This window comes from Pseudoalteromonas sp. MEBiC 03607 (assembly GCF_004792295.1).
Lineage (GTDB): Bacteria > Pseudomonadota > Gammaproteobacteria > Enterobacterales > Alteromonadaceae > Pseudoalteromonas > Pseudoalteromonas lipolytica_C.
In genome coordinates this window covers 3,554,964-3,567,288 of record NZ_SRRY01000001.1, presented here as the reverse complement: position 1 = coordinate 3,567,288, position 12,325 = coordinate 3,554,964, and the positions used below count along the sequence as shown (strand labels likewise).

Annotated in this window: 12 protein-coding genes and 1 pseudogene; 11 read left to right on the top strand and 2 right to left on the bottom strand. The window is 40.4% G+C overall.

All coding sequences use genetic code 11. The features are described from left to right. Positions 1-29: 29 nt before the first annotated feature. From argC to E5N72_RS16170, 9 genes and pseudogenes are all read left to right on the top strand, one after another. Positions 30-1,040 carry an N-acetyl-gamma-glutamyl-phosphate reductase gene (gene argC / locus E5N72_RS16215; protein WP_135926059.1) on the top strand — a complete coding sequence of 337 codons (1,011 nt, stop codon included), beginning with the start codon at positions 30-32 and terminating at the stop codon, positions 1,038-1,040. Next, complete coding sequence (argB, locus tag E5N72_RS16210; RefSeq protein ID WP_135926314.1) at positions 1,040-1,801, top strand: acetylglutamate kinase; 762 nt, start codon at positions 1,040-1,042, stop codon at positions 1,799-1,801. Before argC ends, argB begins: the two co-directional genes overlap by 1 nt. A 7-nt stretch (positions 1,802-1,808) precedes the next feature. Further along, entirely contained in the window at positions 1,809-2,729 is a 921-nt protein-coding gene (locus E5N72_RS16205; RefSeq protein WP_135926058.1) for an ornithine carbamoyltransferase, read from the top strand. A gap of 9 nt (positions 2,730-2,738) precedes the next feature. Beyond that, positions 2,739-3,941, top strand: a complete 1,203-nt coding sequence (locus E5N72_RS16200) for an argininosuccinate synthase (RefSeq protein WP_135926057.1) — start codon at positions 2,739-2,741, stop codon at positions 3,939-3,941. A gap of 52 nt (positions 3,942-3,993) precedes the next feature. Continuing rightward, positions 3,994-5,857, top strand: a pseudogene (gene argH / locus E5N72_RS16195) (argininosuccinate lyase). Between the two features lie 241 nt (positions 5,858-6,098). Beyond that, positions 6,099-6,305, top strand: coding sequence for a hypothetical protein (locus tag E5N72_RS16185; protein ID WP_135926055.1), 207 nt, complete (start codon positions 6,099-6,101; stop codon positions 6,303-6,305). A gap of 7 nt (positions 6,306-6,312) precedes the next feature. Then, entirely contained in the window at positions 6,313-6,840 is a 528-nt protein-coding gene (locus tag E5N72_RS16180) for a hypothetical protein (RefSeq protein WP_135926054.1), read from the top strand. An 11-nt stretch (positions 6,841-6,851) separates the two neighbouring features. Next, a complete protein-coding gene (locus E5N72_RS16175; protein ID WP_135926053.1) occupies positions 6,852-7,385 on the top strand; it encodes a hypothetical protein in 534 nt (177 codons plus the stop codon). Positions 7,386-7,493: 108 nt separating this feature from the next. Next, a complete protein-coding gene (locus E5N72_RS16170) occupies positions 7,494-7,961 on the top strand; it encodes a hypothetical protein (RefSeq protein WP_135926052.1) in 468 nt (155 codons plus the stop codon). Positions 7,962-7,971: 10 nt separating this feature from the next. On the opposite strand, the gene E5N72_RS16165 is transcribed toward E5N72_RS16170, so the two are convergent. After that, the gene (locus E5N72_RS16165; RefSeq protein ID WP_135926051.1) at positions 7,972-9,333 is read right to left on the bottom strand and encodes a capsule assembly Wzi family protein; all 1,362 of its coding nucleotides are present in this window, start codon (positions 9,331-9,333) and stop codon (positions 7,972-7,974) included. Continuing rightward, the gene (gene coaD, locus E5N72_RS16160) at positions 9,330-9,812 is read right to left on the bottom strand and encodes a pantetheine-phosphate adenylyltransferase (RefSeq protein ID WP_135926050.1); all 483 of its coding nucleotides are present in this window, start codon (positions 9,810-9,812) and stop codon (positions 9,330-9,332) included. The genes E5N72_RS16165 and coaD overlap by 4 nt, the downstream gene beginning before the upstream one ends. A 226-nt stretch (positions 9,813-10,038) precedes the next feature. Here coaD and E5N72_RS16155 point away from each other — a divergent pair, with 226 nt between their 5' ends. Together E5N72_RS16155 and thiI are read left to right on the top strand one after the other, a co-directional pair. Beyond that, entirely contained in the window at positions 10,039-10,692 is a 654-nt protein-coding gene (locus tag E5N72_RS16155) for a TetR/AcrR family transcriptional regulator (protein ID WP_135926049.1), read from the top strand. A gap of 109 nt (positions 10,693-10,801) precedes the next feature. Further along, positions 10,802-12,259, top strand: a complete 1,458-nt coding sequence (thiI, locus tag E5N72_RS16150; protein WP_135926048.1) for a tRNA uracil 4-sulfurtransferase ThiI — start codon at positions 10,802-10,804, stop codon at positions 12,257-12,259. The last annotated feature ends 66 nt before the right edge of the window (positions 12,260-12,325 follow it).

The window sequence follows — 12,325 nt, the reverse complement described above, 5'->3', positions numbered from 1 at the left end:
TAAATAGATTTAATAGGTAAAAGTAAGCAATGAATGTAGTGATTATTGGCGCAAGTGGTTATAGCGGCGCAGAGCTAGCAAGTTTAGTTGCTAAGCACCCTAAATTAACCCTACAAGCATGTTATGTCTCAGAGGGCAGTTTAGATAAAGGTAAATTATTAAGTGATTTATATCCTGAGCATTTAGGGCTGTTAGAGTATCCTTTACAAGCACTAACAACAGCTGCTTACAAAGATATTGAAAATAATGCTGATTATGTGTGCTTGTGTACTGATCACAAAGTAAGTGTCGACCTTGCGCCACAATTTTTAGCTATGGGTAAAAAAGTATTCGACCTTTCAGGTGGCTTCCGTTTAGCTGGGAATGAGGATTACCAAACTTATTACGGTTTCGCACATGAACACCCTGAGCTTTTAGCACAAGCTGCATATGGTTTAGCTGAATGGAATAGTGATGCGATCAGTAAAGCAAACCTTGTTGCTGTAGCGGGTTGTTATCCGACAGCAGCGCTTAACGCATTAAAGCCCCTTAAACAAGCAAACTTACTGGCTGAGCAGCCTGTTATTGTTAATGCTGTGTCAGGTGTGACAGGCGCTGGTAGAAAAGCCAGTGTTAATACGCATTTTTGCGAAGTATCACTTGCCCCTTATGGTTTATTTAATCATAGACACACGCCGGAGATTGAGCAGCATCTTGGACATCCAGTGTTATTCACCCCGCATTTAGGTAATTTTCCACGCGGCATCCTAGAAACCATTTATGTGCAGCTAAAGCCAGATGTTACCCCTGAACAGGTTAAAGAGGCATATCAAGTTTTAGCCGATGAGCCATTGATCCGCTTATTAGGTAATAAGATCCCAAGTATAAAAGGTGTTGCAAAACAACCTTATGTAGATATTGCATGGCAACAAAAAGGTCAGCAATTAATTGTAATGTCTGCGATTGATAACCTATTAAAAGGTGCTGCAGGCCAAGCGTTGCAATGTATTAATTTAGCGATGGGTGAACCTCATCATACAGGCCTTAGCGGAGCACTATGATGAAAACATGGGTTATTAAAATTGGTGGTGCAGTATTAAACACTGCCGATGCAGCAAAAGCATTGTTCGATGTTCTAGCATCGCAAGAACACGCTAATTTTGTGATTGTGCATGGCGGTGGAGCGCTTGTAGATGCATGGTTAAAAGAGGCGGGTTTTGTAACTGCAAAGCACCAAGGATTACGCATCAGTCCTAATGAACAAATGCCTTATATTGTCGGGGCGCTTGCAGGTTGTGCTAACAAACAGCTTATGAGTCAAGCTATCGGTGCGGGCCATAAGCCTGTTGGTTTGAGCCTTTATGAGGCGGGCGTTGTAGTTTCAGAAAAACTCAAAGTATTAGGCCAAGTTGGTCAATGTAGTGGAAGCTGTCATAGCGTGTTACCGAGCTTATTAGAACAAGGTCGCTTACCCCTTGTTAGTTCAATAGGCTTTGGAGAGGACGGTCAGTGGTATAACGTAAATGCCGATGAAGCAGCCGCAGCCATAGCGAAAGAGCTCAATGCAGAGCTTATTTTTATGACTGATGTAGAAGCTGTACTTGACGCAAATAAGCAGCCATTACATCAATTAAATACGCAGCAAATCGATACACTTATCCTTGAAGGAGTTATTCAGGGCGGGATGGAGGTCAAAGTAAAGACCAGCCTTCTTGCTGCCCAACATTTACGACGTGGTGTGTATATCTCAAGCTGGCTAAAGCCAGAAAACTTAGTCGCTTTATTACAAGGCGAGCACGTAGGAACGAAAATTACACCATAGGTATTTCATGTTAAATCATTTTTTATCGGGTCTAGAGTTAGACCAAAAAGGCGCACTTAAACTTCTTAACTTAGCGCAAAAAATTAAAGCAAATCCTGCAGATTTTAGCCAAGCGCTTGCAGGTAAATCAGTGGTTACTTTATTTGAAAAACCTAGTTTACGTACCCGTTTATCATTTGATATTGGTATTAATAAGCTAGGTGGTCATGCGGTCTATCTTGATTCACAAAATGGTGCCATGGGCGCACGTGAATCAGTTAAAGACTTTGCACTTAATATCTCAACGTGGGCAGATGGTATTGTTGCTCGTGTATTCGAACACAAAACACTTACCACTTTGGGTGAGTTTTCAAGCGTACCTGTTGTTAATAGCTTGTGCGACTTATATCACCCATGCCAAGCTTTGGCTGATTTCTTGACTCTTCAAGAAGTACATGGCGATGTTAGTAAACTTAAGCTAGCTTACTTAGGTGAGGGGAATAATGTAACTCACTCACTGATGCTATTAGCAGCCACTTTAGGTACTGATTTTGTGGCAGTTTGCCCTAAAGGTAGCTCACCTGATTCGCAAATTCTTAAGCAAGCTGAGCAAATTGCAGCGATGAATGGCGCCTCTGTAATGGTCAGTGACCGAATTGAAGCGGCAGTTGGTGCAAATGCAGTCTATGCTGATACGTGGGTTTCGATGGGTGATAAAACACCGCTTGAGCAAGTTAAAGCTAAGTATATGCCGTATCAGCTAAATCAGGCATTGCTTGAGAAGACTGGCGCACAAACTGTGCTGCACTGTCAGCCGGCTCATCGAGAGTTTGAAATTACCTCTGAGGTAATGGATGGCCCGGCATCAAAAATTATTCAACAAGCAGAGAACCGTATGCATGCGCAGAACGCTCTTCTTGTGACATTACTAAATCCAAATTTTGTTTAAGGAACACCAATGAGTTCAATTAAAAAAGTCGTATTAGCCTATTCTGGTGGTCTAGATACATCGGCAATCGTGCCTTGGTTAAAAGAAAACTATGGCTGTGAAGTAATTGCCTTTGTTGCTGATGTAGGTCAAGGCGCTGAAGAACTAGAAGGCGTTGAAGCAAAAGCGATTGCTTCAGGTGCGTCTGAGTGTCATATAGTTGATTTAAAAGATGAAATGGTAAGTGATTATATTTACCCAACATTAAAAACTGGCGCTATTTACGAAGGTACGTACTTGCTAGGTACGTCTATGGCTCGTCCGATTATTGCTAAAGCACAAGTTGAAATTGCCCGTAAAGTAGGAGCCGATGCGCTTTCGCATGGTTGTACGGGTAAAGGTAACGACCAAGTGCGTTTTGAATCATGTTTCGCAGCCCTTGCACCTGACCTAAAGGTGATTGCACCTTGGCGTGAGTGGGACTTATCAAGCCGTGAATCATTACTTGATTACCTTGCAGAGCGTAATATTCCGTGTTCTGCTTCTGCGACAAAAATTTATAGCCGTGATGCAAACGCATGGCATATTTCACACGAAGGTGGTGAGCTTGAAGATCCATGGTGCCAACCAAGTGATCAAGTATGGACTTGGACTAACTCTCCTGAACAAGCTCCTAATGAAGCTGAATATGTGACATTAAATGTTGTTGAAGGCGAAGTGGTTGCTGTGAATGGTGAATCACTAAAACCGTATGACTGCTTAGTTAAATTAAATAACATTGCTGCGCCACATGGTGTTGGTCGTGTTGATATCGTAGAAAACCGTTTAGTAGGCATGAAGTCGCGTGGTTGTTATGAAACGCCAGGAGGCACTGTGATCATGGCTGCATTACAAGCTGTTGACGAACTAGTGCTAGATAAATCAAGCCGTAAATGGAAAGAAGTACTTGGCGGTGAGTTTTCACACTTAGTGTATGACGGTCGTTGGTTTACACCGTTAAAAGACTCAATTTTAGCGGGTGCGGAGTCTCTGGCTAAATTGGCAACAGGTGAAGTAGTACTGAAGCTTTATAAAGGCCAAGTAACTGCGGTACAGAAGAAATCTCCAAACAGCCTTTACAGCGAAGATTTTGCAACCTTTGGTGAAGATGATGTTTATGATCAATCACATGCAGAAGGCTTCATTCGTTTATTCTCGCTTTCTAGCAGAATCTCAGCACTAACGAAAAAGTAATTTTATTATCGCCCCGCTTTGCGGGGCGATAGCCCAATTTGGAGACAGTTCAATGGCATTATGGGGCGGACGTTTTTCTTCGGGTCCAGATGAAGCGTTTAAACAATTTAACGACTCACTTCCTTTCGATTATCAGCTTGCAGAGCAAGATATTATTGGCTCAGTTGCATGGGCAGGTGCTTTAAAGCAAGTTGATGTTTTAAATCAGCAAGAGTATGACGATCTTGTTGCAGCACTGAATACTTTGTTAGAAGAAGTTAAAGCTAATCCACAAGCTGTAGCAGTTGCAGGTCATGAAGATATTCATTCATATGTTGAGTCAGCACTGATTGACAAAGTAGGTGATTTAGCAAAGAAACTGCACACCGGTCGTAGTCGTAACGACCAAGTTGCTACAGACTTCCGCTTATGGTGTCGTGACACCGCAGAGCACATCTTAACAGCAATTAGTGACTTAAAAGCGGAGTTTGTTGCCTTAGCTGAGCGTGAACTCGGTACTATTTTACCGGGCTACACACACTTACAGCGTGCTCAACCTGTGTTATTTAGCCATTGGTGTATGGCTTATGTTGAAATGCTTGAGCGTGATGAAAGTCGGTTAAATGATGCCAAAAACCGTATGAATTATTGCCCATTAGGAAGTGGTGCATTAGCAGGCACTGCGTACCCAATTGACAGGCAGATTCTTGCCGAGGGGCTAGGTTTTACCGGGGCAACACGCAATAGCCTTGACGCTGTATCTGACCGTGACTTTGTGGTTGAGCTATTAAGCTGTGCATCAATTTCGATGATCCACTTATCGCGTATGGCTGAAGATCTGATTTTTTATAATTCAGGTGAAGCAGGCTTTATAGAGCTTTCAGATGGCGTAACCTCTGGCTCATCATTAATGCCACAGAAAAAGAACCCTGATGCATTAGAATTGATCCGTGGTAAAACAGGCCGTGTTTTTGGTGCATTTAGCGCCATGATGATGACATTAAAAGCGTTGCCACTAGCCTACAACAAAGACATGCAAGAAGATAAAGAAGGCTTGTTTGATGCAATGCCAACTTGGCTTGCTTGTATTCATATGGCGCAAGCATGTATTAAAGGTATCAAAGTAAAAGCTGATAAAACGCTTGCAGCAGCTAAAGGTGGACACTCAAATGCGACCGAGCTTGCAGACTATTTAGTTGCTAAGGGAATTCCATTTAGAGAGGGTCACCACATTGTAGGAACCTTAGTGCAAATGGCTATTGCCCAAGGGAATAACTTAGAAGATTTAAGTTTAGAAGAATTTAAGTCTGTGCATAGTATTTTTGAGTCAGATGTTTATCCTGTACTAGAGATAGATGCTTGTATTAAAGCCCGCCGAGCTCTTGGTGGCACTTCATTAGAGCAAGTGTCGAGTGCAATTAAGCAGGCAAAAAAAACAGCAAATAACGGTTCGTGATGCAAACTTAGGTGATGTTGAATCGATAGCAAAGCTTATCCAATATTGGGCTGCGGTAGGTGAAAACCTTCCGCGAGCTAAAAGTGATATGGTTCATTCAATCAACGAGTTTGCTGTTACACAATGTAATAACAAAATTACTGGCTGCGCATCACTATATATCTATGATACCGGTCTTGCCGAGATCCGCTCGTTAGGCGTTGATCCACAAGCAAAGGTGTCGGGACAAGGTAAGCTACTTGTTGAGCACTTACTTGTAAAAGCCAAAAAATTGGCGCTTAGCAGGATCATTGTACTTACGCGTGTGCCAGAATTTTTTGCAAAGCAAGGGTTTAGCCACTGTAGCAAAGACAGCTTGCCCGAGAAAGTTATAAAAGACTGTGAGCTTTGCTTACGAAAAGATAATTGCGATGAAGTTGCAATGGAATTCATTTTAAAGCCAAGTACTAAAGCGGTGATCCCGTGTAAAAGCGTGGCTTAAATTCCCTGGATAGAAAAAACGCACGGTTACCCCTGTGCGTTTTTTTATGTCTAATAATAAGCTGAAGATCAAAAAGATCATATGTTAACGAAAAGTTGGATCGCTAATTGCTTTTAGATTAGTGTGGTGGCAACATCACATTAATGCACAAAAAAGCGTCAAAAAAAATGAGAACGCTTAACAAGTTACATATTTCATGTAAACCTTGGTGCAACAACAATTAACTTAAAGGAATTATCTTATGCAAATTTCAAATAATAGCCAATTGCAAATGCAAGCATACAGCCAAATGCAACAAACTAAGCCAGCTTTGGAACAAACTACTAGTAATAAAACCCTGCAATCTGATACAGTAACTTTATCAAGTGAAGCACTGTCTTTATCAGGTGGTGCAGAGATTCAACGTGGCGGTGGTGCAATGCTTCCACCTAGCAAGAAAGAGTACTAGGAACTGAATGTCTTTTATAGAGCAACTAGGTTTTTTTTCCCTGTCTGCGATGAGTGCATGGGGATTTTTAATGGCGTTCTTTTTTAATATTTTTGTCTATTGCATAGACGAAAATAAAAGAAAAACCACGTTGCTCTTTAGTTCATTTATTATGATGCTCTCTTATTTAGGGGGAGATTACTTTTTTAATTGGATAACTTACACTGCAACAACATTTCTAGATTGGGCTCTTTACGATCTGGCTACGCTAATATTCTTAGCTATTTCTTTCTTTGTTATTAAACGAACGACTCCTTCATTCATTTATCTTATTGTAGGCTTGATAATAAACACTATTTTATTCCTTGCAGTTTACTTGGACGTTGAAGTTTATAAAAATACAACTCATTGGATACTCTGGGATATTTATTCGCTTGGAGTTAACATTGTCGATTTTACGATGATTATTGCTTTAATAGTTGATCGTGACTTTCTCTTGTTAAACAAGTTAAAAAACGCAGTTTTTTCTGCTTCAAATACCCAAAGCTTAGCTTAAATATTTTCAATATGTACATAAGTGATGTTGTTGGAAGCTTGATAGGCTCCTTTATTGAGTGGGGGTTTTTGATGGCTTTTCTTTGCAATCTAGTGACTCACATAAATAAACCAGATAAACGCCTTGTTATCTTGGCATTTATCATGATGGTTTCGTACTTTTTAAGCGGTATTTTTAATTTTTCAGTTTATAGCTATATGAACTGGTTTTATTTTGACCTACTTACAATAACAGTCATATTTTCTTGGGGTTACTTTGCAAAGATCAGCTCTTTTTGCGCTCTTTATTACGCAATATTGGGATTATTTTTGAATTCCCTTTTGATGCTCTCAATTTATGTAGATATTGTACTTCTCGAAAACCGGACTCCATGGGGACTTTGGAGTATTTACTCTTTTGGTGTCAACATTATAGACATTACAATGATAATTGCATTGATAACAAACCGTGACTTTTTGTTTATTTTTAAGTTAGGTAAAGCTATAGAGAGTAAAGTTATTTTCTTTTCTAAAGAGTTTTCAAAAAGTGGTGCTAACGTTTCATAATGCCTTTTGTAAATTGAAGTCAAAAAGTTTGACGTTTGTATAATGCTTAAATTAATCCAAGAAAACTTTGGGGTCTATCTCGCCGCATTTATTATGTGGGGGTTTCTGATGTCTTTTTTATATAACATGGTGAAGAAGTCGTCTACGCCAAATGGTGATAAAACACTAATGTGGATGTCGCTGGCACTGTTTATCTCTTATATGATGAGTGATCCATTACTAAATATAGCGCTAGGCTATAATATTCTAGACTCGAGCTTTGCTTATATGATCTGGGCTGTTTCGGATCTACTAATACTTTTAATTATTAGCTTAATTGCTCGTGGCAGAAAGGTAACTTTGGTGCCAGCAAAGCTCTATATTTTTACTGGGCTTTTGATCAACACATCGCTTTTTTTAGGTATGTATTATGACATCAATTATGCCTATACGGGTGATTGGTGGTTCTGGAGCTTTTATACAGTTACAGTCAATGTCATGGACATCATGATGCTTATTGCACTTTTCTCTAATAAAGACTTTTTGGGGCTGGTGCGGCTCTATAAGGGCTTAACAGGTCAAGCTAGGCTAGCTTGACCTCAATTAGTTAAAAGCGGTATTCCCAGCTGGTTCTGAGGGCCGTGTTGGTTTCGTTGTTATCGTTTAATTCATCTCTTGAAATTAATCCAGTTACTTTCCAAAGACCGCTGAGTAATGCTTGTTGATAGCCTACTTCTAACTGCAATTGGCTACTCTTAATGATATTTTCACTATTAATCCAGCGTAGTTTAGCATGTCCGCCATAGCCGTTGAGGGTGTGATAATAAGCCCCAAGCACTGCTGATTTACTTTGCTCTGGTGTTGAGCTGCCAATTAAACGCGAGCGCTGAGTATAGCTGCCTGAGCCATACACACAGTCACTGGCAATATTACATTGTTGCTGAGTATTCGAGTATTCGAGATACGTTTTTAGCAAGCTATCAGTTGTACCAAAGTAGCTTTCAAAGCCAACGGTGTAAAACGGCTCACTTGGTGCCAAACCGCTTTCGTTGCGGCCCATTAATTCACCATATACGGCAATAGGAACTGACATTAAAGTGGTTGAGTATTTAACATCAATCCCTGTTAAACGATGCGTTTGCTCGTTATTCTCAAGATTAATAGGAGCTAATTCTGGAGTTGTTAAATAGTCAGACCCAGCTGTATTAACAGCCACTTCTAAACCATTTAAAGGGGTACTAGCAAACCTCAACGCCCAATAATCACCTTTGTCGCTTGTATTCAAATATGGCTTTTGTTTGGCATAAATACCAGTCAGTTGCCAATTACCAATAAATGATAACCAACTAGGGCCTACATATTGAGTATTCGCTCTTGTAAAGCGTAAACCTTTCATGGGAGCTGCATTATTTGAAAGTAGTAACGCGTTATCGTTACTTGGTCCCCACCAATGACTGACTTGTTCGGCACTGAGTGACCAATTACCAACCAGCACCGCTAAATAGCTATCTTGGTAGTTTACATGCTGTTCGTCGAGTGCATCATCTGCGTAATTAACACTCACTTTTGCACTTACACGTTTACCCGTTATTGAACCGTAGCTATTAACACCGCTTTGCTGTTGATGGCGTTTACCAAACCCTTGTTGAGTATCAGTGCTGCCATTGTAGTTTAGTCGAACCCCTGAATCTGTTTTTTGCTTGGCAATATTTAACGCGTGTTTCACATGTTGATAAGCAAATTGAGACTGTTCATCAAGTTGATTGCTATCTACAAGGCTAAGATCGCGAGCAATACCTTGCCACATCAAAGGGTAGCTATTTATAGGCTGTTTAATCACACCTTGGTTAAATAACATCTCAATTGAGGCGCGTAATAATGGATCGTCACTTTCAACCCAAGGGCCTGCTATAGTCGGTGTCGAGACCATAAAAAAGGCCCCTAGGGTAAGTATTTTTTTTAGCTTCATCCGCGAATTTTTTCCTGTAAAGCTTTAGCAACAATAGGATCAACAAACTCGCTAACATCACCATTGTGTCTTGCTACTTCTTTTACTAAGGTTGATGAGATAAACGAATTTTTTTCGGCGGGTGTTAAAAATACACTTTCTAAATCAGGGTTAAGTCGACGGTTCATATTGGCTAATTGAAACTCGTAATCAAAGTCAGAAACAGCTCGAATACCGCGAATGAGCACTTCAGCTTTATGGTCGCGAGCTAAATCTGCTAATAGTCCAGAAAAACCAATTACACTCACATTATCTAGGTGTGCCAAGATGTTATTAGCAAGTTCAACGCGCTCATCAAGTGTAAAACACGGTTGTTTACTTGGGTTGTGCGCAATAGCAACGATGACATGGTCGAACATTTTCGCTGCTCGGTGAATTAAGTCAGTATGGCCATTTGTAAGTGGGTCAAATGTACCCGGGTATATTGCAGTAACGTTCATAACTATCAGCGATTTAGAAATTTGCCTGCTATATTAACAGTGTTTTAGCCTGTCTGCAGCTTAGAAAATACGCGTATCTTATTAGATTGTAAAACCCATCTAAGGTACTGCACCGATTGAGGTTATTATTTTTCAAGGTAGTATTTAATTGTCACGCATTTGTTTATACTGCTTGGCTTAGCAGGGCAATAGAATGCAATAACCACAACAACAGAGTAAACAGCATATGAGTACAAAGGATAAAATCATACACACCAGCATCGAGTTATTTAATCGCCACGGTGAGCGTGCTATTACAACCAACCATATTGCTGCACATATGGGCATTAGCCCTGGTAACTTGTATTACCATTTTAAAAATAAAGAAGACATTATCCGTCATATCTTTGCTTTGTATAGTGAACATTTACATACGCATTTTAAACCCTTGTCTCCTGATGATGATGCACTTGAAAACCTAGCAGGTTACCTTGATTCGCTGTTTGAACTGATGTGGCGTTATCAATTTTTTTATGACAACTTGGGCGATATTTTATCTCGCGATGAAGTATTAAAAAAAGATTACATTGATTTTCAAGCGGCGTTGCTAGAGCAAGTGAAAGAAGTTTTATTAGCACTTCGTGCTGGCGGTATCATCTGTATTGAAGATGATGATGTTACAGAGCTTGCACACATGTTAAAAATGACGGTTAGCTTTTGGACCCCGTATATAAAGGCGCGTCGCTTAAGTGGTGAGTTAGCAAGGGAAGATATCTACAATGGTATTTTAAAAGTGCTATTGCTGTTAAAAGCGCATTGCACAGAGCAGCATTTACCACAGGTAAATCAGCTAAGGGCAAAATATTTAGCGCTCAGCGAAGCCTCAGATCCTGAACAATAACCCCAGCCAAGCAGTTTATTTCCTAGACGCTATAATTTTTGTTATAATCGCGCGCCCTTGAGGTTGGTATGCCTCGGGGCGTGTGAATCCCACAGTCTAAGAGTGAACTATGCTTAAATTTATCGTCAAATTACACCCTGAAATCGCTATCAAGAGTAAATCTGTTCGTAAGCGTTTTACCAAGTTATTAGAAAATAACATTAAGATCGTCTTACGTCGTGTTGACGAAAAAGTACAAGTTAGAAACAACTGGGATAATATTTCGGTTGTGAGCCTTTTAGATTCTGAGCAAGTTCGCCTAGATATCATCGATGGCTTAAAACGCATTCCGGGTATTGTGCAATTTATCGAAGTTACAGAAACAGACTTTGATTCGTTAGACGATATTTATCAAAAAGCCCTTGAGCTAATTGGCCACACTATCGAAGGTAAAACATTCTGTGTGCGCTGTAAGCGTTCGGGTAAACACGATTTTACTTCTAGCGATGTAGAGCGTTATGTTGGTGGCGGCTTAAACCAACATGTTGCAGGTGCAAGCGTAAAATTATCCCACCCTGAAGTAACCATTCGTTTAGAAGTGCGAGATGATAAAGCGTATATCGTTACTGAAACTCACTTAGGTATGGCAGGCTTCCCGTTACCAACACAAGAAGATGTACTGTCACTTATGTCGGGTGGCTTTGACTCAGGTGTAGCAAGCTACCAGATGATCCGCAAAGGCGCGCGAACTCACTTCTTATTCTTTAACCTAGGTGGGGCAGCTCACGAAATCGGTGTTAAACAAGCCAGTTATTATATCTGGAAACAGTTTAGCTCTACCCATAAGGTAAAGTTTGTCACTGTAGATTTTGAACCTGTTGTAGCTGAAATCTTAGAAAATGTAGAAAACAGTCAAATGGGTGTGGTGCTTAAGCGTATGATGATGCGTGCAGGTAGCCAAGTTGCAGAAAAGTTAGGTGTGCAAGCATTAGTAACAGGTGAAAGTATTGGCCAAGTATCAAGCCAAACACTGGCTAATCTAAGTGTGATTGACCGTGTAACTGAAACTTTAATCATTCGCCCGTTAATCCAACACGACAAGCAAGATATTATTAATATTGCTCGTAAAATTGGTACCGCAGAAATGGCAGAAAGCATGCCTGAATACTGTGGTGTGATTTCTAAAAAGCCAACGGTTAAAGCCAAAATTAAAACGATTCTTGCCGAAGAAGCTAAATTTGATTTTGACGTGTTAAATACGGTTGTTGAAAATGCCCGTGTGATGGATATCCGTGATATCGACACCGAAGCTAAGCAAGAAGTAAAAGAAGCCGAGTCTGTATCTGATTTACCAAAGGGAGCGGTTGTTGTTGATATTCGCTCACCTGAAGAAGAAGACGCAAATCCACTTGAGCTTGAAGGTATTGAAGTTGTGCATTTACCTTTCTTCCGCTTAGCGACTAAATTTGGTGACTTACCAAAAGATAAAGAATATTACTTATACTGTGCTAAAGGTGTGATGAGTCAGCTTCAAGCGCTGATCTTACACGAAGAAGGCTTCAGCAACGTAAAAGTGTATCGCCCGTAAGGGATGGTGATAAAAGCGCGACATGTTCGCGCTTTTTTAATGCCTGAAATAATTGTCAGAAGCTAG

Excerpts from the sequence above, each read along its gene's own strand:
- argC (WP_135926059.1), top strand. The coding sequence starts at position 30 with ATGAATGTAGTGATTATTGGCGCAAGTGGTTATAGCGGCGCAGAGCTA.
- argB (WP_135926314.1), top strand. The coding sequence starts at position 1,040 with ATGAAAACATGGGTTATTAAAATTGGTGGTGCAGTATTAAACACTGCC.
- E5N72_RS16205 (WP_135926058.1), top strand. The coding sequence starts at position 1,809 with ATGTTAAATCATTTTTTATCGGGTCTAGAGTTAGACCAAAAAGGCGCA.
- E5N72_RS16200 (WP_135926057.1), top strand. The coding sequence starts at position 2,739 with ATGAGTTCAATTAAAAAAGTCGTATTAGCCTATTCTGGTGGTCTAGAT.
- E5N72_RS16185 (WP_135926055.1), top strand. The coding sequence starts at position 6,099 with ATGCAAATTTCAAATAATAGCCAATTGCAAATGCAAGCATACAGCCAA.
- E5N72_RS16180 (WP_135926054.1), top strand. The coding sequence starts at position 6,313 with ATGTCTTTTATAGAGCAACTAGGTTTTTTTTCCCTGTCTGCGATGAGT.
- E5N72_RS16175 (WP_135926053.1), top strand. The coding sequence starts at position 6,852 with ATGTACATAAGTGATGTTGTTGGAAGCTTGATAGGCTCCTTTATTGAG.
- E5N72_RS16170 (WP_135926052.1), top strand. The coding sequence starts at position 7,494 with ATGTCTTTTTTATATAACATGGTGAAGAAGTCGTCTACGCCAAATGGT.
- E5N72_RS16165 (WP_135926051.1), bottom strand. The coding sequence starts at position 9,333 with ATGAAGCTAAAAAAAATACTTACCCTAGGGGCCTTTTTTATGGTCTCG.
- coaD (WP_135926050.1), bottom strand. The coding sequence starts at position 9,812 with ATGAACGTTACTGCAATATACCCGGGTACATTTGACCCACTTACAAAT.
- E5N72_RS16155 (WP_135926049.1), top strand. The coding sequence starts at position 10,039 with ATGAGTACAAAGGATAAAATCATACACACCAGCATCGAGTTATTTAAT.
- thiI (WP_135926048.1), top strand. The coding sequence starts at position 10,802 with ATGCTTAAATTTATCGTCAAATTACACCCTGAAATCGCTATCAAGAGT.